Below are 21,077 nucleotides of genomic sequence, written 5' to 3'. Positions count from 1 at the left end.
AATATGAAACTGATGTCATTTTTATTTATGAGGTCGCCGCGATGCCGCGTGCCGCGCCCCGGCAGGGGGAGGATCAGGTGCTGTTCTATCCGCAGGCTCTCGCCGCGCGCGCCGCCGGGCGGCCCAAGGGCGAGCGCACGCGCGCCCAGATCCAGGCGGCGGCCTGCGCCGTGCTCGACCGGCAGGGGCCGCAGGAGTTCACCGTCTCCGCCGTCTGCGAGGAGGCGGGCATCTCCAACGGCACCTTCTACATCTACTTCGCCGACCGCACCGTGCTGCTCGACGAGTTGCTGGTCGGCTTTGTCGGCTTCCTGCAGGCGGCGATGCGGGTTGCCGGCTCCGCCCACCCGGAAGATCCGGTGCGCGCGGCGACCAGCGCCTATGTCGCGCTGTTTCGCGGCAATCGCGGCCTGATGCGCTGCCTCGTCCACCATCTCGACACGCTGCCGCAGGCGCGCGAGGCCTTTCACCGGCTGAACCGCGACTGGCTGGAAAGCGTGGTGGCGGCGGTCGAGCGCCGCCTCACCCGCCTCGGGCGCGGCGGCGCGGTCGACCGCGAGGAGCTGCTACGCCGCGCCTATGCGCTCGGCGGCATGGTCGACCAGTATCTCTCCGGCCTCATCCTGTCGCAGGACCCCGCGCTCGTCGCGATCTCGGGCCGCGACGAGGCGGTCGTCGACACACTCACCCTCATCTGGAAACGGGCGATGACGATATGAGCACCGTTGCGCAGGCGGACCGGGTTCCGCTTCACGAGTTGCAGCCCCATATCGATGCCGCCTGGGCGCGGCAGCGGGCGCATGTGATGGCGCATTCGCCGTTCTACCGGGCGCTGTGGCAGGGCGCGGTGCCGCCCTGTTCGCTGCGCGACCTTGCCGAGCTGCCGCTGTCCGACAAGTCGCAACTGCGCCTGTCGCAGGCCGCCCATCCGCCCTTCGGCGACTATCTCGCCGCCCCGCGCACCCTGGTCAACCGGCTGCACCGCACCTCCGGCACCACCGGGCAGGCGATGAACCTTGCCCTGTCGGCGCGCGATGCCCGCATCACCCAGGAAGTCGGCGGCCGCTGCCAGCGCGCCGCCGGCCTCGGCCCGCAGGACACGGTGGTGCACTGTCTCAATTACCAGATGTGGATGGGCGGGCTGACCGACCATCTGACGCTGGAGGAGGCGGGGGCGACGGTGGTGCCCTTCGGCGTCGGCTCGACCGAACTGCTGGTGCGGACGATCCTGGAGGTCGGAGTGACGGCGATCTCCTGCACCCCGTCCTATCCGGCGGTGCTGGAACGGGTGATCGCGCAGAAGTTTCCCGGCCTGCTGCCGCGCGATCTCGGCCTCAGGCTCGGCCTGTTCGGCGGCGAGCCCGGCGTCGACGATCCCGCCTTCCGCGCCCGCATGACCGAGACCTGGGGCCTGCAGCCGCGCAATTCCAACTATGGCGTTTCCGACGTCTTCTGCAATTTCGCCTCCGAATGCGAGCACGACACGCATCTGCATTTCATGGCCGCCGACGTGCTGCATGCCGAGCTGATCGACCCGGACAGCGGCGCACCGAAAGCCCTGGAGGCCGGCGAGAGCGGCGAACTGGTGCTCACCCACCTGGCGCGCGACTGCCAGCCTTTGGTGCGCTTTCGCACCGGCGACATCATCCGCGTCGCCGCCACCACGCCCTGTACCTGCGGCCGCACCGGCTTCCGCTTCTCCGTCGTCGGCCGCTCCGACGACATGGTGGTGGTGCGCGGGCTCAACATGTTCCCGACCATGGTCGCGGCGGTGCTCAACTCCTTCGCCGAACTGTCGGGCGAATACCGCATCCGCCTCGCCTCGCCGCCCCCCTACGACACGCTGCCGGTGGAGGCGGAACTGGCGAAGGGCGTGCCCGAGACAGGGGAGCTTGCCGCCCGGGTGGCGGGCGGGGAGCTCGCAATGCGGGTGGCGGGCGAGATCAAGGCACGGCTCGGGGCGAGTGCCAGCGTCACGCTGCTGCCCGCCGGCAGCCTGCCGCGCACCGAAGGCAAGACGCGCCGCGTCATCAGGGAGGGGCAATGACCGAATTTGCTTACGAGACCGTGCTGAGCACGCTCAGCGAGGGCGGGGTGCGCACGATCGCCCTCAACCGGCCGGCGAGCCTCAACGCCATGAACCGGCAGCTCGTCGACGATGTGGCGCGCGCCTTCGACGATGCCAACCGCGATCCCGCTACCCGGACGATCCTTTTCACCGGCACCGGCAAGGCGTTCTGCGCCGGCGACGACCGGCGCGCGCATGTCCACCCGGAGACGGAGGAGGCCGCGCGCGATCTCGTCCTCGCCATCCAGCGGGCGACCCATGCCATTACCTTCGGGCCGAAGCCGGTGGTCGGCGCGATCCACGGCTGGGCTGTGGGCGGCGGTTTCGAATGGGCGATCAATTGCGACTTTCCGCTCTGGGGCGAAGGGGCGAAGGCCTTCTTCCCGGAAGTCTCGCTCAACGTCTTCGTCACCGGCGCGGTGACGGCGCTGCTGCCGGCGCTGGTCGGCCTCATGAAGGCGCGCGAGATGCTGTTTCTGGGTGAGCGCTACACGGCGGCCGAGCTCGGCGCGATGGGCCTTGCCCACAAGGTGGTGGCGGACGACGCGCTGCTGGCGGAAGCCGAGGTGCTGGCCCGGCGGCTTGCCGAGCTGCCGCCGCTTGCCGTGCGGTCGATGAAGCGGGTGCTCAACGCGGTCGCCGCCGGCGATCTTCACCGCGCGCTCGATCTGGAGACCGAGGCGACGGTCGCCGGTTTCCTCGATCCGGAGACCACCCGCCGGATCACCGCCTTTTGAGCGGGGCCCGGCGGGTTATACGAAAAGGCGTGTTCCGTCAGAGGCTTCGGATCGCGCCGCCGTCGACGCGCAGGCGGCTGCCGGTGACATAGGACGCGCGCTCGGAGGCGAGGAACACCACCATGTCGGCGAATTCCTGCGGCCGGCCGTAGCGTCCCGCCGGGATCGAGGCGGCGGACGCCCTGGCGATCTCCTCGACGCTCTTGCCGGTGCGCTTGGCTGCGGCGGCGTCCAGCTCGTCGACGCGGGCGGTGTGGATGCGGCCCGGCACCACCATGTTGACGGTGACGCCGTCGCCCGCGACCTCGCTCGCCAGCGTCTTCGACCAGGCCAGCACCGCCGCGCGGATGCCGTTCGACATGGCAAGGTTGGGGATCGGCTGCTCGACGCCGGACGAGCCGATGGTGATCACCCGGCCGAAGCCGCGCTCGCGCATCGCTGGCACCAGCTTCGAGGTGATGTGGAAGAGGCTTGCCGCCATCGCCGAGAAATTGGCGGTCCAGGCGGCATGGTCTGCGGCCAGCGCCGTTCCGGGGGGCGGGCCGCCGGCATTGTTGATCAGGATGTCGACCCCGCCATCGGCCAGGATCGCCTCCAGCGTGCCGTCGATCGAGGCGATGTCGGCAAGGTCGATCCGCAGCGGGGTCACGTCGCAATCGGGCGTTGCTGCGGCCCATTCGGCGATTGCCGGTTCGTTGCGGGCGGCGGCGATGACGCGGACGCCCTCGCGCGCCAGCGTTTCGGCGATGGCCCGGCCGAGGCCGCGGCTGGCGCCAAGGACGAGGGCGCGCTTGCCCGTCAGGCCGAGATCCATCAGTTGAGCTCCTTCAGGCGTTTGTCGAGACGGGCCATCAGCCGGTCGACCTCGGCCCGCGACAGCGGATCGAGAGCGGCGCCCGGCTTGCGCAGGGCGGGGGTGGCGAGCACACCGCGCCGGTAAAGGACGTATTTGCGGATGGCAAGGCCGAGGCCCGGCTGCTGTTCGAAGCGGGCGAGCGGCAGATAGGCGTCGAACAGGTCGCGGGCCCGCTCCATGTCGCCCCTGGCGTGGTTCTCGACGACGCCGGTCATCATCTCGGGGTAGGCGAAGCCGGTCATCGCGCCGTCGGCGCCGCGCTCCATCTCCTCGGGCAGGAACACGCCGCCATTGCCGCACAGGATCGACACCCGGCGGGCGGTCGCCCCCTCCTTGCGCAGCGCCGTGATCTTGGCAAGGCCGGGCCAGTCCTCGTGCTTCAGGCAGACGCAACTGGGGATATCTCGGATGATGCGGGCGATCACCGGCACGGACATCTGCACGCCGGTGGTCAGCGGGAAGTCCTGCAGCACGAAGGGGACATCTCCGATCATCTCGGCCGCCTGCTCGTAGTAGCCGGCGATCTGGTCATCGGTGCGAAGGCTGCCCGGCGGGGCGATCATCACGCCGGCGGCGCCGTCGTCCATCACGCGCCCCGTCAGCGCCTGCATCTGGGCGAAGCCCGGCGACGACACGCCGACGACGATCGGCACCCGCCCGTTAATGCGTTTCAACACCCGGCCCACCACGGCGGCGGACTCGTCGGTCGTCAGCTTCGGCGCCTCGCCCATCACCCCTAAGAGGGTCAGCCCGGTGGCGCCCGCCTCCAGGTAGAAGTCGACCATCCGGTCGCAGCCCTCGAGGTCGAGCGCGCCGGTCTCGGTGAAGGGGGTGACGGCGATCAGGTAGACGCCGCGGGCACTTTCGTCCAGTCGGGCCATGGTGTCCTTCCGCATGAGGTGAATTGAGACGGGAGTCTCGAAAATCAGCGATTTCGAGACGGAATTTTGCAAAATTCCGCGCAAAATTTCTCAAAATCCGCGAGGGGCGTGGAGAGGCATGCGGGCCGGCGGGGAGTTCCGCGCCCATCCCGTCTCGGGGACGTGAATGGTAGGCCGCGGGCGGCAGGAGTCAATTGCCGGCAAGCCTCTGCTGCCAAACAAAAAGGCGCGGCGGAGGGTCCGCCGCGCCTCTCGTGTCGCCTGCGCCGGCGGGCGGGGAGAACCCCGGCTGCCGGCGGGCACAGCATGCCTTTAGCGCAGGTCGAAGCGGTCCGCGTTCATCACCTTGGTCCAGGCGGCGACGAAGTCGCGGGCGAACTTCTCCTTGGCGTCGTTCTGGCCGTAAACCTCCGACAGCGCCCGCAATTGCGAGTTCGAGCCGAACACCAGATCCACGCGGGTGCCGGTCCACTTCGCCTTGCCGGTGGCCCGGTCGGAGCCCTCGAACACGTCCTGCTTATCCGACACCGGCTTCCACTTTGTCCCCATGTCGAGCAGGTTGACGAAGAAGTCGTTGGTGAGGGTGCCCGGACGCTCGGTGAAGACGCCGTGGGTCGACCCGCCATGGTTGGCGCCGAGCACGCGCAGGCCGCCGATCAGCACGGTCATTTCCGGCGCGGTCAGGGTCAGCAGCTCGGCCCGGTCGATCAAGAGCGCTTCGGGCGACAGCACCGGATTGGCCGAGACATAGTTGCGGAAGCCGTCGGCGCTGGGCTCCAGCACGTCGAAGGACTCCGCATCCGTCTGCTCGGCGCTCGCGTCGGTGCGACCCGGCGCGAAGGGCACGGTCACATCGAGACCGGCGTCCTTGGCGGCCTTCTCGACGGCGGCACCGCCGGCCAGCACGATCAGGTCGGCAAGCGAGATCTTCTTGCCGCCGGACTGGGCCGCGTTGAAGGCGGAGCGGATCTCCTCCAGCTTCGCCAGCACCTTGGCGAGCTGCGCCGGCTGGTTGACTTCCCAGTCCTTCTGCGGGGCAAGACGGATGCGCGCGCCGTTGGCGCCGCCGCGCTTGTCCGATCCGCGGAAGCTCGATGCCGAAGCCCAGGCGGTCGAGACCAGTTCGGAGACGGTCAGGCCGGAGGCGAGGACCTTGGCCTTGAGCTCGGCGACATCCGCATCGTTCACCAGCGGATGGTCGACGGCCGGGACCGGATCCTGCCAGATCAGGTCTTCGGACGGGACCTCCGGGCCGAGGTAGCGCGACTTCGGGCCCATGTCGCGGTGGGTCAGCTTGAACCAGGCGCGGGCGAAGGTGTCGGCGAACTCGGCCGGGTTTGCCAGGAAGCGGCGGGAGATCGGCTCGTAGATCGGGTCGAAGCGCAGCGCCAGGTCGGCCGTCGTCATCATCGGGCGATGCCTCTTCGACGGGTCGTGGGCGTCGACGATCATGTCCTCGTCGTCGACGTCCTTGGCCAGCCACATCTTGGCGCCGGCCGGGCTCTTGACCAGTTCCCACTCGTATTTGAACAGGACCTTCAGATAGCCCATGTCCCAGGTCGTCGGATTCGGCTTCCAGGCGCCCTCGATGCCGCTGGAAATCGTGTCGCCGGCCAGGCCCGAGGCAAAGCGGCTGGTCCAGCCGAGGCCCATGTCCTCAAGGCCCGCGCCCTCCGGCTCGGCGCCCAGCAGCGCGGCATCGCCCGCGCCGTGGCACTTGCCGAACGTGTGGCCGCCGGCCACCAGGGCGACGGTTTCCTCATCGTTCATGGCCATGCGGGCGAAGGTCTCGCGGATGTCGCGGCCGGAGGCGACCGGGTCCGGATTGCCGTCCGGGCCTTCCGGGTTGACGTAGATCAGGCCCATCTGCACCGCCGCCAGCGGATTTTCCAGCTCGCGCTCGCCGGAATAGCGGCTGTTCGCCTTGTCGCTGGTGGCCAGCCACTCGGTCTCGGCGCCCCAGTAGACATGCTCCTCGGGCTCCCAGGTGTCGGCGCGGCCGCCGGCAAAGCCGAAGGTCTTGAAACCCATGCTCTCCAGCGCGACATTGCCGGCCAGGATCATCAGGTCGGCCCAGGACAGCTTGTCGCCGTATTTCTGCTTGACCGGCCACAGCAGGCGACGGGCCTTGTCGAGGTTGACGTTGTCCGGCCAACTGTTCAGCGGGGCGAAACGCTGCTGGCCGTTGCCGCCGCCGCCGCGACCGTCGAAGGTGCGGTAGGTGCCGGCGCTGTGCCAGGCCATGCGGATGAACAGCGGGCCGTAATGGCCCCAGTCCGCCGGCCACCAGGCCTGGCTATCGGTCATCAGCGCGGTCAGGTCGGCCTTGACGGCGGCCAGATCGAGTTTCTTGAACTCTTCCGCATAGTTGAAGTCCTTGCCCATCGGGTTGGACAGGGAAGAGTTCTGGTGCAGGACGCGGATGTTGAGCTGGTTGGGCCACCAGTTCTGCCGGGCCCGGCTGGTGTTGTGAACGACCGGGCATTTGCCGGCGGTGTCGAAATCGGGTCTGTCCATGTCTCTCACTCGTCAGGTTGTAAATGACTGCCTGAGAAGGAGAAAATCATGGCGCACGGGGCGGAGACCCGCCCTGTGACCCGCATGGCGACCTCGTGTCGCTGCCATGCACTCTCCCTCTCGAGACTGTCCCGAAGCATTGACTGCCGGGAGGGGCGACGATCCTTCCGGCCTCCGAAGCACGCCGCGGCGTGCGTGGGGAAACCGTTGCGCCAGCGGGGCGCCGAGGTCGTCGCTTCTCATCCTCGCAGGCTCACTATGCCTCAGTCGGATGATTAATTTAAGTTGTATTTTTTGATTGCCGCGATAGTTTTTAATTATGAGAAACCTCACCCTCAAGCAGCTTCGCTACTTCCGGGCGCTGGCCGAGTACGGCCATTTCGGCCGGGCGGCGGAAGCCTGCTCGATCTCGCAGCCGGCGCTCTCCGTGCAGATCCGCGATCTGGAGGAGACGCTCGGCACGGAGCTGTTCGAGCGCACCGCCCGGCAGGTTCGCCTGACGGCGTTCGGCGAGGAATTCGCGCGGCGGGCCAATGACATCCTGCAGGCGGTCGACGAGCTCGGCGACCTTGCGCGCGCCTCGCGCGACCGGCTGGCCGGGCGCCTGCGCATCGGCATCATTCCGACGATCGCGCCCTATCTGCTGCCGGCGGTGATCGCCCGGCTGACCCGCGCCAACGAGGGGCTCGACATCCATGTGCGCGAGACGGTGACCTCGCGCCTGGTGCAGGAACTCGCCGAGGGGCGGCTCGACACGGCCATCGTCGCGCTGCCGGTCTCCGAACCGGCGCTCAGCGAAGTGGCTCTGTTTTCAGAGAGTTTCGTGCTGGTCCGGCCGACGGAGGACGAAGGCAAGCCGGTGCCGAATCGCGAAGCCTTGCGCGAGATGCGCCTGCTGCTGCTGGAGGAGGGGCACTGTTTCCGCGAGCAGGCGCTGTCCTTCTGCAACATGGGGCCGGCGCAGCCGCGAGAGCTGATGGATGGCAGTTCGCTGTCGACGCTGGTGCAGATGGTCAGCGCCGGCATCGGCGTGACCTTGATCCCGGAAATGGCGCTGCCGGTGGAAACCCGCTCGGCCGCCGTCTCCGTCTCGCGTTTCGACGAGCCGCAGCCCTCGCGCACCATCGGCATGATCTGGCGCAAGGCGAGCCCGCTCGCCCGGCAACTGGAGCAGATCGCCGATGCGGTGCGCCAGACCGCGCAGGAGATGCGCGCCCGATCCGACGCGAGCGCCGGACCGGGCGGTGCCGTCAGCCCGCAACCCGGCTGACGCCGTGGCGCGCGCTCATGTCGAAGAGCAGGGCGCGGCCGTCCGTCTGCCAGAGGAGATCGCCGATCTCCTCCTCGCCGACCTGCAACCCGTCGCCGGCGACGAGACGCTCGCCCTCGACCGTGGCGATGCCTTCGACCAGATGGACGAAGAGCCGCCGCCCATCGGCGAGGGGAAGCGCGGTGGCGTCTCCCGCCAGCGGCGCGGCAATCGAGACGCGCGTGTCGGACAGGAGCCGCAACGGCGCCTCGCCGTCCTTGCCGCTGGCCAGCAGCGTCCAGTCCCGCACCGTCTCCGGGGCCGGCAGCTTCACCTGCTGATAGGTCGGCGCGCCGCCGGTGGTGTCCGGGATCAGCCAGATCTGCAGGACATGGGCGGGTTCGCTGCCGGAGGCGTTCATCTCCGCATGGCGGATGCCGCGTCCCGCCGACATCAGTTGGAGTTCGCCGGCGGCAATCTCCGCCTCGTTGCCCAGCGTGTCGGTGTGGCGCAGCCGGCCCGACAGGACCATGGTGAGAATGTCCATGTCCGCATGGCCGTGCTCGGAAAAGCCGGCGCCGGGGACGACGCGGTCCTCGTTGAGCACCCGCAGGGCGGCGTAGCCCATGCGGGCGGGATCGCGGAAACCGCCGAAGGAGAAGGTATGCCAGGCGTCGAGCCAGCCGCTCTGGGTGCGGCCGCGGCTCATGTTCTCATGGATCAGCACCATCGCTCCGTCTCCTTGTCATGCGTCGTCATGCGTCCGGCGGCTCCTTCAGAAAGCCGACCAGCGCGTCGATTTCGGTCTGTCGCAACTCGTGCCCGCCCTCATGGGCGGTGAGCGTCACGTCTGCGCCCTGCGCCGTGAACCAGTCGATCAGTGCGCTGGTCGCGGCCGGCGGGCAGATCGGGTCCCGCTTGCCGGCGGAAATCAGCACCTTTCGCCCGGCAAGGCCGGGCTGGGTCGCTGGCTCGAACGGGATCAGCGGATGCAGGAGCGCGATCCGGTCGAACAGTTCCGGGCGCAGGAAGGCGACGGAGGCCAGGATGTTGGCGCCGTTGGAATAGCCGAAGCCGTAGACCGGGCGGCCCGGATGGGCCTTGCGGTGCGCCTCGACGAAGCCGGCCATCGCCTGCGTGCGCCGGGCGAGGTCGTCCATGTCGTAGACGCCTTCGCCGGTGCGGCGGAAGAAGCGCAGCGCGCCGTGCTCCGAGACATCGCCGCGCGGGGCAACGAGGCCGGCGCCGGGCAGGGCCTCCTCGACGAAGCGGGCGAACTGATGCTCGTCACCGCCGGTGCCGTGGAAGGCAAAGACCAGCGGCGCGCCGGGCGCCGGCTGCGTGGTCAGGGCGTGATAGGTGTCCGTGATCATGACGGTGAGTCCCTTGTGGCCGGAGGGAAGGAGCCGAGTTAGTCCCGGATCGGGGTCAGGATGTCCTCGATCTGCGCGCGGAACTGCTCGTAGCGGGTCGGCAGCTTCAGGGCCTCGCCGAGATGGGCGGTATCCTCGTCCCGGTCGAAGCCGGGCTCGTTGGTCGCCACCTCGAACAGAATGCCGCCGGGGCTGCGGAAGTAGATCGCCCAGAAATAGTCCCGGTCGATCACCGGCGTGACCTGATAGCCCGTGTCCATCAACGCCTTGCGCACCTCCAACTGGGCCGCCCGGTTCTCCACCGCGAAGGCGATATGGTGCACCGAGCCGGCCCCCTGGCGGGCGGGAGCGGCCGAGGAAACCTCTTCGATATCAATGACATCGGCGCCGTTTCCACCCTCGATCGCGAAGCGGGTCCAGGTGCCGCTGCGCTCCACCTCGCGGTAGTTCATGAAGCGGAGCAGCTCGGCTGTCCCCCCGCTATCCCGCAGGCGGAAGGCCGCGCCGCGGAAGCCCTGGATCGCCTCGGCCGAACTGACACCGCCGGCGCTCCAGCCGAGGCGCTCGTCGCCCGTCGTCTCGACCAGCGAGAAGCCGTCGCCGTCCGGTCCCTGGAAGCGCAGGCGTGCCTCGCCGAAGGGGTTATCCTCCTCAAGACCGCCGACGCCGAGCCCCGCAAGGCGCTCTTTCCAGTAGGGCAGGGAGCCTTCGGGCACCGCGAAATAGGTGTTTCCGACCTCGTCGGCGCCGGGGCGACCCTGCACGATATCCGGGAAGGGGAAGTAGGTCATGACCGAACCGGGCGTGCCGGTTTCGTCGCCATAATAGAGGTGGTAGACCTCCGGGGCGTCGAAGTTGACCGTCTTCTTGACCCGCCGCAGGCCGAGGGTATGGGTGAAGAAGTCGTTGTTTTCCTGAGCGTTTCCCGCCATCGACGTGACGTGATGGAGGCCCTTGATCTGCGTCAGCATGGCACTGCTCCCTTTCCCGAACCGTGGCTGCGGCCTTCGCCGCTGCTGCAAAGATGGGGCGGGCGGGATGCTTTGAGAATGGAAGCAATTCCTCGGATATCATTTCAATTCATGCAATAATCGCTGCATGATCGATCTCGACCATATTCGCGTGTTCCTGGCGGTCGCCGAGCAGCGGAGCTTCGTCGCCGCCGCCCGGCAGCTCTCGATGACGGCACCGACGGTGACGCGCGCGGTGAGCGCGCTGGAAGAAGAACTCGGGGTGCAACTGCTGTTGCGCACCACCCGGCAGGTGTCGCTGACCTCGGCCGGCGCGGTCTATGCCGCCCGCATCGCGCCGCTGCTGGAGGCGTTCCGCCGCACGACCGAGGACCTGCAGGAGCAGCAGGGCGATGTGGCCGGCACGATCCGTATCAACGCCCCGATGTCGCTCGGACAGCAGGTGCTGCCGGATGTCGTCGCCGGGTTCCGCAGCCAGTATCCCCGGGTGTCGCTGTCGATCGGGCTCACCGACCGCTTCATCGATATTGTCGCCGGCGATGTCGACCTGGCGATCCGCATTTCCGAGGCGCCGCGCGACAAGTCGACGATCTGGCGCAAGATCTGCCGCGTGCGCCGGGTGATGGTTGCCTCGCCCGCCTATCTGGCGCTGCGCGGCGCGCCGCAGACGCCGGAGGACCTTTCGGCCCATGCCTGCCTTGCCTATGACGAGCGCTCGCAGGCCGAGACCTGGGACTTGCGCCGCGACGGGCGCACGCGCCGGGTGCGGGCCGGTACAACGATTGCCGGCAACAATGGCGACCTGCTGGCGCGGCTTGCGGAAAACGGCGAGGGCATCGCCCTGCTGCCGCTGTTCATCGTCGAGGAGGGGCTGGCGCAGGGCCGGCTCGCGCAGGTGCTGCCCGACTGGGAGGCGCCGGAGATCTGGCTGACGCTCTATTATCCCCCGTACGAGCGCCTGCCGATGCGGGTCGCGCGGTTCTCCGATTTCTTCGAGGCCTATGTCACGCAGACCCGCCCGCTCTAGGCGCGATCCTGACATTTTTGTCGACTCATCCCTCCTCCCTGTGTTTCATGCGCGCTCTGTATTTTTTTGGGGGCGATAATGAAATCAATCACTTCCGTGATCGCCTGCGCGATTCTCGTGACGGGCTGTGCGTCCGTCGTTCGAGGCACCTCGGAAGAGGTCGTCATCAACGTGGAGCCGGCCGACGCGCAGGTCACCACGACGCTCGGCCATTCCTGCAATCAGTCGCCCTGCAAGGTCGAGGTCGGTCGGAAGAAAACTCTCACCGTCCATGCAACAAAGGACGGCTACAAACCGGGGCAGGTCTTCGTCGACACGAAGGTGAGTGGCAGAGGGGCTGCCGGCCTCGCGGGCAACATCCTGCTGGGCGGCGTGGTCGGCGTTGGCGTCGATGCGGTGTCGGGCGCAACGCTCGACCATGACCCTAACCCGGTGACCATCACGCTGGTTCCGGTCGATGCCGAGGGCGAGAGCACCAACATCACCAAGCCCGAGCCGCCGGTGACGGAACCCAAGGCCGTCCCCGTTTCATAAGGGGCAAGGGACACTGGGATCCATTTTTTGGCAAAGCTTGCCAAATATCGTATGATGTCGGCACAGGAGGCCGACATGGTGACGATGAATGTTTCCCTTCCCGAGCAGATGAAGGCCTGGGTCGAAGACCGGGCCCGCAGCGGGCGATACGCCAACGCCAGCGATTACGTGCGCGACCTCATCCGCAGGGATCAGGAGCGAAACGACAGGGTCGCCGCCATGCAGCGCCTCGTCGACGAAGGTCTGGCGAGCGGCGTGAGCGATTTGAGCATGGACGCCATTCTGGAAGCTGCGCGTGCGCGGGCGGCGAAGGAGGGCGGACGGCCGTGATCTGGCGGCTTTCCGCCAGAGCTGCCGAGGACATCATCCAGGTTTATCTGGAAGGTGTGCGACTGTTCGGCGAGGCGCATGCCGAGGCCTATCACCGCGATCTGGCGGCCGTTCTGGAGCTTCTTGCCGAGAACCCGCAGATGGCGCGTGAACGTAGCGAAATCTCGCCTCCCGTGCGCATTCACCCGTTCAAGGCGCATCTGGTCGTTTATGTGACGGACGAGGACGGTGATATTCTCGTCGTGCGTATTCGTCATGGACATGAGGACTGGACTGACGGCGGTTAGCCAATCCAGCCCGCCGCCTGCCTCAGGCGTAAGGGTCCGAGGCGAGGGCGGCGCAGGCGGCGCGGTATTCGGCTCGCAGGCGTTCGCACAGCTCGGCGGCGGGCGGCAGGTCGGTGATGGTTCCCGTGCCCTGGCCGGCGGACCAGATGTTCTTCCAGACCTTCGCCTCGCTGCCCATGTCGAGCGTGCCCGCGTGCTGCAGGTTGTCCGGGTCGAGGCCGGCGCGCTCGATGCTCGGGCGCAGGAAGTTGGCGTTCACCCCGCTGATCGCCGGTGTGTAGAGGATGTCGGCGGCGGTCGCATCCAGGATCATCTGCTTGTAATCGTTAACGATCATCGCTTCCTCGGTGGCGAGGAAGCGGGTGCCGAGATAGGCGAGGTCCGCGCCCATGGCGCGGGCGGCGGCGATCTGCGCGCCGGTGTTGATGGCGCCGGCGAGGACGATGGCGCCGTCGTAGAAGGCACGGATTTCCGAGACCAGCGCGAAGGGGCTCATCGCGCCGGCATGGCCGCCGGCGCCGGCGCAGACCGCGATGATGCCGTCGACGCCGGCCTCGGCCGCCTTGCGGGCGTGGCGCGGGTTGATGACGTCATGGAAGACGAGGCCACCATAGGACTGGACGGCGGAGACGACATCCGGATTGGCGCCGAGCGAGGTGATGACCAGCGGCACCTTGCGCGCGACGGTCATCGCCAGATCCGCCTCCAGCCGCGTGTTGCTGCGGTGGACGATCAGGTTGACGCCGTAGGGTGCGGCATCGGCATGGCCGGAGAGGCGATCCTCGATTTCGCTCAGCCACTCGCCATAGCCCTCCGTCGTGCGCTGGTTGAGCGCCGGGAAGGTGCCGATCACACCGGCGCGGCAGGTGGCGACGACAAGGTTCGGGCCGGAGGCGAGGAACATCGGCGAGGCGATCGCCGGAACCTTGAGGCGGCCATCGAATGCGTTCGGCATGGTCATGCGGGAACCCTCCGGTCTGCCGGGCGTGCCGGTTACTCGCCGCGAAACTGTGGCTGGCGCTTTTCGAGGAAGGCCGAGACGCCCTCGCGGAAGTCGCGGGTCCCGGTCATGCGGATGAAGGAGGCGCGCTCCGCCTCCAGATGGGCGGCGAAGGGGCGGTCAAGCGCTCCATCAATGAGCGCGCGAACCGCGCCCTGCGCCTGCGTCGGGCCGCTGGCGACCCGCTTTGCAAGGGCAAGGGTCTCGGCGTCGAGCTCTTCCGCCGGCACCACCGTGTTGACGATGCCCGCCGCGCGGGCTTCCTCCGCGCTCAAGGTCTCGCCGAGCAGCAGCAGTTCCATCGCCTTCGCCCGGCCGACCTTGCGCGGCAGCGCCCAGGTGCCGCCGCAGTCCGGCGAGGTGCCGATGCGGTCATAGGCGACGACGAAGCGTGCACCGGCCTCGGCGATCACCAGGTCGGCGCCGAGCACCAGGCTGAAGCCGGCACCGGCGGCGACGCCCTGCACCTTGGCGATCACCGGGGCGGGGGACTCGCGCAGGGCGGTGAGGGCGGGGTGCAGCGCGTCGAGCAGGTCGTGGACGACCTCGGCGGCGCGGTCCGGGTCGGTGCCGAAGGCCGCGACATCGCCGCCGGCCATGAAGGCGCGGCCGCTGCCGGAAAGAACGATGCAGCGCACGCCCTTGGTTGCGGTGACCTTGCGCACGGCCTGCAGGAAAGCGCGGGCGGTCGGTACGTCGAGCGCGTTCAGCACCTTCGGCCGGTTGATCGTGAGGGTGGCGATGCCGGTTGCGGCATCGATCTCGGTGAGCACCAGATCCTCGCTCATGCGACGGCCTCCTTGGGTGCGTGGAACCGTCCGCCGTCGCGGGCCATGGCGGCAAGGCCGACCGGGATCTCCAGCTTGTCGGCACGGCAGGCGGCGACGAACCCGGCCGCGCCTTGCGTGTCGATCAGGCTGAGCGGCCCGCCGGTCCACACGGGGAACCCCGCCGCGTCGATGGCATGGACGTCGGCCTCAGCGGCCGAGGCGACATCGCCGCGCTCAAACGTTGCGGCAGCGGCAAGCGCCATCGCGCGCAGTAGCCGCAGGCCGGCGGGGCGCAGGGCCGCGCGCGCGCTCTTGTCGTCGGTGGCCGCAAGGGGCGCGTCGGTCGGCAAGGCGGGCAGCGTGGAGAGGCCGACACCCTCGGCGGCGTTTCGGATGAAGGCGGGACTCATGCCCTCAGCCTGCATGCGCAGCGCCTCGGCGTCGAGCGCGTTTCGGCAGGCGTTGGCGAGCGGCCCGTCCTTGCCCGCCCGCGCCCGGCCCTCGCGGGCCAGCACCTGGCGGGCGAAGAACTGGGTGCGGATCATCGCCTGCGCGACATCGCCATGGACGAGATGGCCGAAATACTGGCGCTCAACCTTCAGCGCCTTGTCGATGGGCAGCCGCAGTCCCTCGTAGACGCAGGAGAGGATCGCCTCCAGCGCCGGATAGTTGCGGTGGCCGCGCGCGCGGACCTTGGCATTGGCAAAGAGGAAGATGTTGGACGCGGCCTCGGACGTGACGGCCGGACCGGGCGGAGCGAAACCCTTGGCGTCCCAAGGTGCAGTCGCCGGGACACGGCCTTCCGTCAGCGCGCGCCTGGCTGCGGCAATCAGATCGTCCGGCTCGGCCAGCTCGTCGAGAATACCGAGCGACAGCGCCTCGTCAGCGGACAGGCGGCGGCCCTCCAGCAACAGGGGGAGGGCGGCCTCGATGCCGATGACGCGGGGCAGGCGCTGCGTGCCGCCGGCGCCCGGCAGGATGCCGAGCGTGACCTCGGGCAGGCCGAAGACCGCCTTGGGATTGCGCGCGGCGATCCGGTAATGGCAGGCGAGCATCAGTTCCAGCCCGCCGCCGAGCGCGGTGCCGCTGGCCGCTGCGACGACCGGCTTGCCGCAGGTTTCCAGCGCGCGGAAGGCGTCGGTCATGGCGCGGATGCGCTCCGACGCGGTGGCCGGAGAGGTGCCCGGACCGGTCATGCCGTTCATGATCGCAAGATCGGCACCGGCGATGAAGCTCTCCTTGCCGGACGCGACGATGATGCCGGTGACCGCCGGGTCGGCGGCGAGCCGGGCGATCTCCTCGCGCAGGGCCTGCGTGAAGGCCCAGTCGATCACGTTCATCGAGCGGCCGGGCATGTCGATGGTCAGCAGGGCGATGCCGCCATCGTCGATCTCGTGTGTCAGCATGGGACGCCTCCTCAGATCCGCTCGATGATGGTGGCGACGCCCATGCCGGCGCCGACGCACAGGGTGACGAGGGCGGTCTGTCGGTCCGTGCGCTCGAGCTCGTCCAGCGCGGTGCCGAGGATCATCGCGCCGGTGGCTCCCAGCGGATGGCCCATGGCGATGGCCCCGCCATTGGCGTTGACGATCTCCGGGTCGAGATCGAGCGCCTCGATGAAGCGCAGGGCGACGGCCGCGAAGGCCTCGTTGATCTCGAAAAGATCGATGTCGGAAACGGTCATGCCGGCCCGCTTCAGCGCCTTTTCCGCCGCGAAGGAAGGGGCGGTGAGCATGATCGTCGGCTCCGAGCCGATTTCGGCGAAGGCGCGGATGCGGGCGCGCGGAACGAGGCCGGCGCGGCTGCCCGCCTCGCGGGTGCCGAGCAGCACGGCGGAGGCGCCGTCGACGATGCCGGACGAGTTGCCGGCATGGTGGACGTGGCGGATTTCCGCGAAGTCCGGATAGCGCTCCAGCGCCACCGCGTCGAAGCCGGCCTTCTCGCCGAGGGCTGCAAAGGAGGGCTTCAGCCGGGCCAGGTCCTCGACCGTGGAATTGCCGCGGATGGTTTCGTCGCGGGCGAGCAGCACCTCGCCGACCCGGTCATGGACGGGAACGACGCTGCGGGTGAAGCGGTCCTCCGACCAGGCCCGCGCGGCGCGGCGGTGGCTCTCGACCGCGAAGGCGTCGAGCTGCGCGCGCGAATAGCCCCATTTGGTGGCGATGAGATCGGCGGAAATGCCTTGCGGCACGAAGGTCGTGGCGGCCGCCACCTGCGGATCGGCGCCCCAGGCGCCGCCGTCGGAGAGGATCGGGATGCGCGACATGGATTCGACGCCGCCGGCGACCATCATGTCGGCCTGGCCGGCCATCACCTTGGCGGCGGCCATGTTGCAGGCCTCGAGCCCCGAGGCGCAGAAGCGGTTGATCTGCACGCCTGCGGTCTCTTCCGCATAGCCGGCGGCGATGGCGGCAACGCGTGGCAGGCACTGGCCCTGCTCGCCCACCGGCATGACGATGCCCATCACCACGTCGTCGACGAGGGCGGTGTCGAGCGCGTTGCGCTCGCGCACCGCCTCCAGCACCGTGGTGGCAAGTCGGATCGGCGTCACCTCGTGCAGGGCGCCATCGGGCTTGCCCCTGCCGCGCGGCGTACGCAGGTGGTCGTAGATCAGGGCGTCGGGCATGTCGGGGTGTCGGGCTCCGTTGGATCCGGGCGAGGGATGCGTCAGCCGCTCGGATAGAGGCTGGCGATTTCTCCGGCGTATTTGGTCTGGATGCTGGAGCGGCGCACCTTCATGGTCGCCGTGACCTCGTCGTCGTCGTGGTCCAGTTCCTTGGTCAGCAGGTGGAACCGGCGGATGTGGGAGACCTGCGCCAACTGGCTGTTGGCGGTGCGGATCTCCGCATCGACCAGTTCGCGCACCGCCGGGTTTTCGGCCAGACTGCGGAAGTTGGTGTAGGACAGGCCCTGTTCCTCCGCCCATTTGGCGACGGTCTCGAAATCGATCTGGATGAGCGCCGCGACATATTTGCGGGCCTCGCCGATGACGATGCATTCCTTGATGTAGGGGCTGCCCTTGACCGTGTTCTCGATCTCCGAGGGGCTGAGATTCTTGCCGCCGGCGGTGATCATGATGTCCTTCAGGCGGTCGACGATGCGGAACTCGCCGTTCTCCACCTCGACCACGTCGCCGGTATGCAGCCAACCGTCCTTCAGGGTTGCCTGCGTGGCGGCGGGGTTCTTGTAGTAGCCGGCGAAAACGGTGTCGCCCTTCAGCAGCAGTTCGCCGTGCTCGCCGACGCGCGCCTCGACGCCCTTGACCGAGGGGCCGACCGAACCCGGCACCAGCCGGCCGAGCGTCTGGCCAAGCGCGATGCCGCTCGATTCCGTCATGCCGTAGACCTCGACGAGGGGCACGCCGATGGTGCGGAAGAAGCGGACGATGCGCGGCGAGATCGGCGCGGCGCCGGTCATGGCGACATGGGTGCGGCGCAGGCCGATGTAATTCTGCAGCGCGCGGAAGACGAGGAGGTAGCAGATCGCGAAGAGGATCCGCTCGCTGAGGCTGCGCTCCGTGCGGGATTTTTCGGCGAAGGGCTCGCAGGCGCGATAAGCCCATTCGTAGAGCGCGCGGCGATAGCCGCCGGCCTCCAGCATGCGGATATGGATCGAGGAATGCAGTTTCTCCCAGATCCGCGGCACGCCCAGGAAGGAGGAGGGGGCGACCTCGCGCAGGTCTTCCTGGACGGTGCGCAGGGACTCGCCGAAGCAGATCCGCGATCCGAGATAGATCGGCGCCATCACCGTCACCATCTGCTCGGCGACATGGCACAGCGGCAGATAGGACAGGTGGACGGACTGCGCGTCGAGGCCGATGCGGTCGGCGACCGCGATCGCCTGGGCGCGCAGGTTGCGATAGGAGAGCATCGCGCCCTTGGGCTTTCCGGTCGAGCCCGAGGTGTAGATCATCAGGGCGATGTCATCGAGCGAGCGGGCGGTTGGCCCGTCTCCGGCGACGGCCGGGCCGGCGGCGCGCCGCGTCCGCCCGATCTCCTCCAAGGCGTCGAAGGAGATGACGAAGTCTCCCGAATAGCCGCGCAGACCCTTGGTCTCCACGACAACGACGCGCCGCAGCTTCGGCAACTGCTCGCGCACCTCGATCACCTTGTCGAGCTGCTCCTGGTCCTCGCAGACGATGATCTCGCTGTCGGAATGTTCCAGTACATAGCCGACCTCGTTGGCCGGGCTGGTCGGATAGACGCCGATGGTGACGCCGCCGACAAGGCCGGTGCCGAGCTGGGCGAGCACCCATTCGACGCGGTTTTCCGACAGCACCGCCACATGGCCGCCTTCGCCGAGGCCGAGGGCCACAAGGCCTTCGCCGACATCGCAGGCGCGCTCGTGATACTGGCGCCAGGTAAGGGGGTTCCAGATGCCGAAGTCCTTCTGCAGGACCGCCACCCGGTCGGGCGTCGCCTCGGCATGGGCGCGCAGCATCTGCGGCAGGGTGAGTTCGGGGAAGTCGGCCATGATCTCTTGCCTCAGGACAGCCAGCGCTTGCGGCGCTTGTAGTGCTTGATGTCGCGATAGCTCCTGGTGCCCTCGCCGCCGCTGGCGCCGAGGTAGAATTCGCGCACGTCCTCGTCCTTCACCAGCCGCTCGGTCGGCCCGTCGAGCACGATCTTGCCGGTCTCCATGATGTAGCCGTAATGGGCGACGGCGAAGGCGACGGCCGCGTTCTGCTCGACCAGGAGCATGGAGACGCCGAGATCGCGGTTGATCGAGGCGATGATGGTGAAGATCTCCTCGACCAGCACCGGCGAGAGGCCGAGCGAGGGCTCGTCCAAGAGGATCAGCGAGGGCTGGGCGATGAGCGCGCGTCCGATCGCCAGCATCTGCTGCTCTCCGCCGGACAGGTAGCCGGCACGGCCGTTGCGCCGCTCGAACAGGCGCGGGAAATACTGGTAGACGAGGTCGAAGGGCGTCGGCTTGAGCCCGCGCCCGGACAGGGCGAAGGTCGCCGCCGTCAGGTTCTCCTCGACCGTCAGGTCCTCGAAGATGCGGCGCCCCTCCATCACGTGGAAGAGGCCGCGCCGCACCAGGGCATGGGGCGTCAGGCGGGAGATGTCGTTGCCGTCGAAGCGGATGGTTCCCGCCGTGACGGCGCCGTTCTCCAGCGTCAGGAGGTTCGACACTGCCTTCAGCGTCGTCGACTTGCCCGCGCCGTTGGAGCCGAGCAGGGTGACGATCTTGCCGCGCCCGACGCTCAGGGACAGGCCGCGGAGCACCTGTACCGTCTTGTTGTAGACGACCTCGATGTTGTTGATGTCGAGGAGGATGTCCGCGGCCATCTCGCTTACTCCTGCACGCTGATCCAGTCGGACGCCGGCAGCATCTGCTGGGCGCTGGCGTCGTAGCGATAGATGCGGCCGACCGGGATCGAGTTGCCGGGGATCGAGATCGGCACGCCGATGATGCCGCCGGTGTCGAAGTTCTCGATCGAGTTGAGGGCCGCCTTCAGGTTGGGGGCGTTGAGCTCCTGGCCCGCCTCCAGCGTGCGCTTGGCCGCCTCGGTGAACAGCATGGCGGTGAGGAAGCCCTGCATGTAGGGCGTCGACTGGTACTCGGGGCGCATCTCGCGGATGCGGTCGAGCATCGGCGCGTTGTCCGCTTCGTCATAGTAGTAGCGATAGGGCATGACGCCCATGAAGCCGTCGGCGGCCTCGCCGACCTTGCTCCAGATGCTGGCGTCCATCGACCAGAAGGTGCCCATGAACTTGGTCTCGAGGCCAAGCTGCTTGGCCTGGGTCATGAACTCGGGCAGCGGCGCCAGCACGTAGCCGTGGAAGATGGTGTAGTCCGGCCGGGCGCGGCGCAGCTTCAGCACCTCGGTGGAGACGTCGACGGCGGTCGGCGGGGTGATGATCTCCTCGACCACTTCGAGGCCGAGTTCGCTGGCGCGCGCCTTGGTGGCGGCGATCGGATCGCGGCCGAACTCGGTGTCGGAATTGACCAGCACGATGCGGGCGCCCGGCTTCTCCTTGGCGATGTATTCCAGCAGGATGCCGGTCATCTCCGAATAGTCGGGGCCGGCCATGAACTGATACTGGAAAGCCTTGGGATCGTTCAGCTCGGTGGCGAAGGAGGCGCCGGCCATGATGGTCGTGCCCATCCGGTCGAGCTCGCCGTTGATGGTCTTGGCGAAGCCGGTGGAGTCGCCATAGTAGAGGTGGATCGTGTTCTGGCTCGTCAGCTTGTTGAAGGCGGCGACGGAGGCGTCGACCTTGTAGCCGGTATCCTCGTAGGCGAGGCGCAGCTTGCGCCCCTGGAGGCCGCCGGCCTCGTTGACGATCTTGATATAGTCCTGCATGCCGGCCTCGATGCCGACGCCGGCGAAGGCGAAGACGCCGGTGAGCGGGATCGAACCACCGATGACGATGTCGTCCGCGGCCGCAGCCGGCAGCGCGGTGGCGATGGCTGCCGATGCCGACAGGGCAAGCAGCGTTCTCCTGGTAAAGCTAAGCATTGTTTCCT

General features: G+C 68.2%; 21 protein-coding genes. 8 read left to right on the top strand and 13 right to left on the bottom strand.

What is annotated here, in order from left to right:
* The first annotated feature begins 41 nt into the window (after nucleotides 1-41).
* From P2PM1_RS15420 to P2PM1_RS15410, 3 genes are read left to right on the top strand one after another with little or no spacing between them, the layout of a single operon-like run.
* Nucleotides 42-719 (top strand): TetR/AcrR family transcriptional regulator, encoded by a 678-nt coding sequence (locus P2PM1_RS15420; RefSeq protein ID WP_186386742.1) that lies wholly within the window; start codon nucleotides 42-44, stop codon nucleotides 717-719.
* The gene (locus P2PM1_RS15415) at nucleotides 716-2,047 is read left to right on the top strand and encodes a phenylacetate--CoA ligase family protein (RefSeq protein WP_186399652.1); all 1,332 of its coding nucleotides are present in this window, start codon (nucleotides 716-718) and stop codon (nucleotides 2,045-2,047) included. Before P2PM1_RS15420 ends, P2PM1_RS15415 begins: the two co-directional genes overlap by 4 nt.
* Entirely contained in the window at nucleotides 2,044-2,805 is a 762-nt protein-coding gene (locus P2PM1_RS15410; protein ID WP_186399651.1) for an enoyl-CoA hydratase/isomerase family protein, read from the top strand. The genes P2PM1_RS15415 and P2PM1_RS15410 overlap by 4 nt, the downstream gene beginning before the upstream one ends.
* Nucleotides 2,806-2,842: 37 nt before the next feature.
* On the opposite strand, the gene P2PM1_RS15405 is transcribed toward P2PM1_RS15410, so the two are convergent.
* The 3 genes from P2PM1_RS15405 to katG all read right to left on the bottom strand — a co-directional run bounded on the left by P2PM1_RS15405 (nucleotide 2,843) and on the right by katG (nucleotide 7,059).
* On the bottom strand, nucleotides 2,843-3,619 hold the full coding sequence (locus tag P2PM1_RS15405) for an SDR family oxidoreductase (protein ID WP_186399650.1): 777 nt from the start codon (nucleotides 3,617-3,619) through the stop codon (nucleotides 2,843-2,845).
* Nucleotides 3,619-4,542, bottom strand: coding sequence for a dihydrodipicolinate synthase family protein (locus P2PM1_RS15400; protein ID WP_186399649.1), 924 nt, complete (start codon nucleotides 4,540-4,542; stop codon nucleotides 3,619-3,621). Before P2PM1_RS15400 ends, P2PM1_RS15405 begins: the two co-directional genes overlap by 1 nt.
* Nucleotides 4,543-4,854: 312 nt before the next feature.
* On the bottom strand, nucleotides 4,855-7,059 hold the full coding sequence (gene katG / locus P2PM1_RS15395) for a catalase/peroxidase HPI (protein ID WP_186399648.1): 2,205 nt from the start codon (nucleotides 7,057-7,059) through the stop codon (nucleotides 4,855-4,857).
* 319 nt (nucleotides 7,060-7,378) lie between these two features.
* Here katG and P2PM1_RS15390 point away from each other — a divergent pair, with 319 nt between their 5' ends.
* Complete coding sequence (locus P2PM1_RS15390; protein ID WP_186386748.1) at nucleotides 7,379-8,329, top strand: LysR substrate-binding domain-containing protein; 951 nt, start codon at nucleotides 7,379-7,381, stop codon at nucleotides 8,327-8,329.
* Here P2PM1_RS15390 and P2PM1_RS15385 read toward each other — a convergent pair.
* Genes P2PM1_RS15385 through P2PM1_RS15375 form a run of 3 tightly spaced genes read right to left on the bottom strand, consistent with a single transcriptional unit; the run spans nucleotide 8,310 to nucleotide 10,652 of the window.
* Nucleotides 8,310-9,038 (bottom strand): pirin-like bicupin family protein, encoded by a 729-nt coding sequence (locus P2PM1_RS15385; RefSeq protein ID WP_186399647.1) that lies wholly within the window; start codon nucleotides 9,036-9,038, stop codon nucleotides 8,310-8,312. The two genes, P2PM1_RS15390 and P2PM1_RS15385, sit on opposite strands and share 20 nt — an antisense overlap.
* Before the next feature lie 25 nt (nucleotides 9,039-9,063).
* Nucleotides 9,064-9,681 carry an alpha/beta hydrolase gene (locus tag P2PM1_RS15380; protein ID WP_186399646.1) on the bottom strand — a complete coding sequence of 206 codons (618 nt, stop codon included), beginning with the start codon at nucleotides 9,679-9,681 and terminating at the stop codon, nucleotides 9,064-9,066.
* Nucleotides 9,682-9,719: 38 nt separating this feature from the next.
* Nucleotides 9,720-10,652, bottom strand: coding sequence for a VOC family protein (locus P2PM1_RS15375; protein WP_186399645.1), 933 nt, complete (start codon nucleotides 10,650-10,652; stop codon nucleotides 9,720-9,722).
* Nucleotides 10,653-10,779: 127 nt separating this feature from the next.
* Here P2PM1_RS15375 and P2PM1_RS15370 point away from each other — a divergent pair, with 127 nt between their 5' ends.
* From P2PM1_RS15370 to P2PM1_RS15355, 4 genes are all read left to right on the top strand, one after another.
* A complete protein-coding gene (locus P2PM1_RS15370; protein WP_186399644.1) occupies nucleotides 10,780-11,679 on the top strand; it encodes a LysR family transcriptional regulator in 900 nt (299 codons plus the stop codon).
* A gap of 78 nt (nucleotides 11,680-11,757) precedes the next feature.
* Nucleotides 11,758-12,213, top strand: coding sequence for a translation initiation factor 2 (locus tag P2PM1_RS15365; protein WP_186399643.1), 456 nt, complete (start codon nucleotides 11,758-11,760; stop codon nucleotides 12,211-12,213).
* Between the two features lie 75 nt (nucleotides 12,214-12,288).
* Complete coding sequence (locus P2PM1_RS15360; protein ID WP_186399642.1) at nucleotides 12,289-12,543, top strand: type II toxin-antitoxin system ParD family antitoxin; 255 nt, start codon at nucleotides 12,289-12,291, stop codon at nucleotides 12,541-12,543.
* Nucleotides 12,540-12,830 (top strand): type II toxin-antitoxin system RelE/ParE family toxin, encoded by a 291-nt coding sequence (locus tag P2PM1_RS15355; RefSeq protein ID WP_186399641.1) that lies wholly within the window; start codon nucleotides 12,540-12,542, stop codon nucleotides 12,828-12,830. The genes P2PM1_RS15360 and P2PM1_RS15355 overlap by 4 nt, the downstream gene beginning before the upstream one ends.
* Before the next feature lie 22 nt (nucleotides 12,831-12,852).
* Here the strand turns inward: P2PM1_RS15355 and P2PM1_RS15350 are convergent, their stop codons facing one another.
* Genes P2PM1_RS15350 through P2PM1_RS15320 form a run of 7 tightly spaced genes read right to left on the bottom strand, consistent with a single transcriptional unit; the run spans nucleotide 12,853 to nucleotide 21,069 of the window.
* A complete protein-coding gene (locus P2PM1_RS15350) occupies nucleotides 12,853-13,791 on the bottom strand; it encodes a nitronate monooxygenase family protein (RefSeq protein ID WP_186399640.1) in 939 nt (312 codons plus the stop codon).
* Between the two features lie 32 nt (nucleotides 13,792-13,823).
* Nucleotides 13,824-14,618 carry an enoyl-CoA hydratase/isomerase family protein gene (locus tag P2PM1_RS15345; RefSeq protein WP_186399639.1) on the bottom strand — a complete coding sequence of 265 codons (795 nt, stop codon included), beginning with the start codon at nucleotides 14,616-14,618 and terminating at the stop codon, nucleotides 13,824-13,826.
* Nucleotides 14,615-16,006 carry an enoyl-CoA hydratase-related protein gene (locus P2PM1_RS15340; RefSeq protein WP_186399638.1) on the bottom strand — a complete coding sequence of 464 codons (1,392 nt, stop codon included), beginning with the start codon at nucleotides 16,004-16,006 and terminating at the stop codon, nucleotides 14,615-14,617. Before P2PM1_RS15340 ends, P2PM1_RS15345 begins: the two co-directional genes overlap by 4 nt.
* A gap of 11 nt (nucleotides 16,007-16,017) precedes the next feature.
* Nucleotides 16,018-17,226, bottom strand: coding sequence for an acetyl-CoA C-acetyltransferase (locus P2PM1_RS15335; protein WP_186386756.1), 1,209 nt, complete (start codon nucleotides 17,224-17,226; stop codon nucleotides 16,018-16,020).
* A gap of 41 nt (nucleotides 17,227-17,267) precedes the next feature.
* The gene (locus tag P2PM1_RS15330; RefSeq protein WP_186399637.1) at nucleotides 17,268-19,073 is read right to left on the bottom strand and encodes a long-chain fatty acid--CoA ligase; all 1,806 of its coding nucleotides are present in this window, start codon (nucleotides 19,071-19,073) and stop codon (nucleotides 17,268-17,270) included.
* A gap of 11 nt (nucleotides 19,074-19,084) precedes the next feature.
* Nucleotides 19,085-19,894: an ABC transporter ATP-binding protein gene (locus tag P2PM1_RS15325; protein WP_186386758.1), complete on the bottom strand. Its 810-nt coding sequence runs from the start codon at nucleotides 19,892-19,894 to the stop codon at nucleotides 19,085-19,087.
* 5 nt (nucleotides 19,895-19,899) lie between these two features.
* Nucleotides 19,900-21,069 (bottom strand): ABC transporter substrate-binding protein, encoded by a 1,170-nt coding sequence (locus tag P2PM1_RS15320; RefSeq protein ID WP_186386759.1) that lies wholly within the window; start codon nucleotides 21,067-21,069, stop codon nucleotides 19,900-19,902.
* Between the last annotated feature and the right edge of the window lie 8 nt (nucleotides 21,070-21,077).

It is taken from the genome of Stappia sp. P2PMeth1, assembly GCF_900185735.1.
Lineage (GTDB): Bacteria > Pseudomonadota > Alphaproteobacteria > Rhizobiales > Stappiaceae > Stappia.
Note: the sequence above shows the minus strand (reverse complement) of the source record. Positions and strands in the feature narration are given on the sequence as shown.

Excerpts from the sequence above, each read along its gene's own strand:
- P2PM1_RS15420 (WP_186386742.1), top strand. The coding sequence starts at position 42 with ATGCCGCGTGCCGCGCCCCGGCAGGGGGAGGATCAGGTGCTGTTCTAT.
- P2PM1_RS15415 (WP_186399652.1), top strand. The coding sequence starts at position 716 with ATGAGCACCGTTGCGCAGGCGGACCGGGTTCCGCTTCACGAGTTGCAG.
- P2PM1_RS15410 (WP_186399651.1), top strand. The coding sequence starts at position 2,044 with ATGACCGAATTTGCTTACGAGACCGTGCTGAGCACGCTCAGCGAGGGC.
- P2PM1_RS15405 (WP_186399650.1), bottom strand. The coding sequence starts at position 3,619 with ATGGATCTCGGCCTGACGGGCAAGCGCGCCCTCGTCCTTGGCGCCAGC.
- P2PM1_RS15400 (WP_186399649.1), bottom strand. The coding sequence starts at position 4,542 with ATGGCCCGACTGGACGAAAGTGCCCGCGGCGTCTACCTGATCGCCGTC.
- katG (WP_186399648.1), bottom strand. The coding sequence starts at position 7,059 with ATGGACAGACCCGATTTCGACACCGCCGGCAAATGCCCGGTCGTTCAC.
- P2PM1_RS15390 (WP_186386748.1), top strand. The coding sequence starts at position 7,379 with ATGAGAAACCTCACCCTCAAGCAGCTTCGCTACTTCCGGGCGCTGGCC.
- P2PM1_RS15385 (WP_186399647.1), bottom strand. The coding sequence starts at position 9,038 with ATGGTGCTGATCCATGAGAACATGAGCCGCGGCCGCACCCAGAGCGGC.
- P2PM1_RS15380 (WP_186399646.1), bottom strand. The coding sequence starts at position 9,681 with ATGATCACGGACACCTATCACGCCCTGACCACGCAGCCGGCGCCCGGC.
- P2PM1_RS15375 (WP_186399645.1), bottom strand. The coding sequence starts at position 10,652 with ATGCTGACGCAGATCAAGGGCCTCCATCACGTCACGTCGATGGCGGGA.
- P2PM1_RS15370 (WP_186399644.1), top strand. The coding sequence starts at position 10,780 with ATGATCGATCTCGACCATATTCGCGTGTTCCTGGCGGTCGCCGAGCAG.
- P2PM1_RS15365 (WP_186399643.1), top strand. The coding sequence starts at position 11,758 with ATGAAATCAATCACTTCCGTGATCGCCTGCGCGATTCTCGTGACGGGC.
- P2PM1_RS15360 (WP_186399642.1), top strand. The coding sequence starts at position 12,289 with ATGGTGACGATGAATGTTTCCCTTCCCGAGCAGATGAAGGCCTGGGTC.
- P2PM1_RS15350 (WP_186399640.1), bottom strand. The coding sequence starts at position 13,791 with ATGACCATGCCGAACGCATTCGATGGCCGCCTCAAGGTTCCGGCGATC.
- P2PM1_RS15345 (WP_186399639.1), bottom strand. The coding sequence starts at position 14,618 with ATGAGCGAGGATCTGGTGCTCACCGAGATCGATGCCGCAACCGGCATC.
- P2PM1_RS15340 (WP_186399638.1), bottom strand. The coding sequence starts at position 16,006 with ATGCTGACACACGAGATCGACGATGGCGGCATCGCCCTGCTGACCATC.
- P2PM1_RS15335 (WP_186386756.1), bottom strand. The coding sequence starts at position 17,226 with ATGCCCGACGCCCTGATCTACGACCACCTGCGTACGCCGCGCGGCAGG.
- P2PM1_RS15330 (WP_186399637.1), bottom strand. The coding sequence starts at position 19,073 with ATGGCCGACTTCCCCGAACTCACCCTGCCGCAGATGCTGCGCGCCCAT.
- P2PM1_RS15325 (WP_186386758.1), bottom strand. The coding sequence starts at position 19,894 with ATGGCCGCGGACATCCTCCTCGACATCAACAACATCGAGGTCGTCTAC.
- P2PM1_RS15320 (WP_186386759.1), bottom strand. The coding sequence starts at position 21,069 with ATGCTTAGCTTTACCAGGAGAACGCTGCTTGCCCTGTCGGCATCGGCA.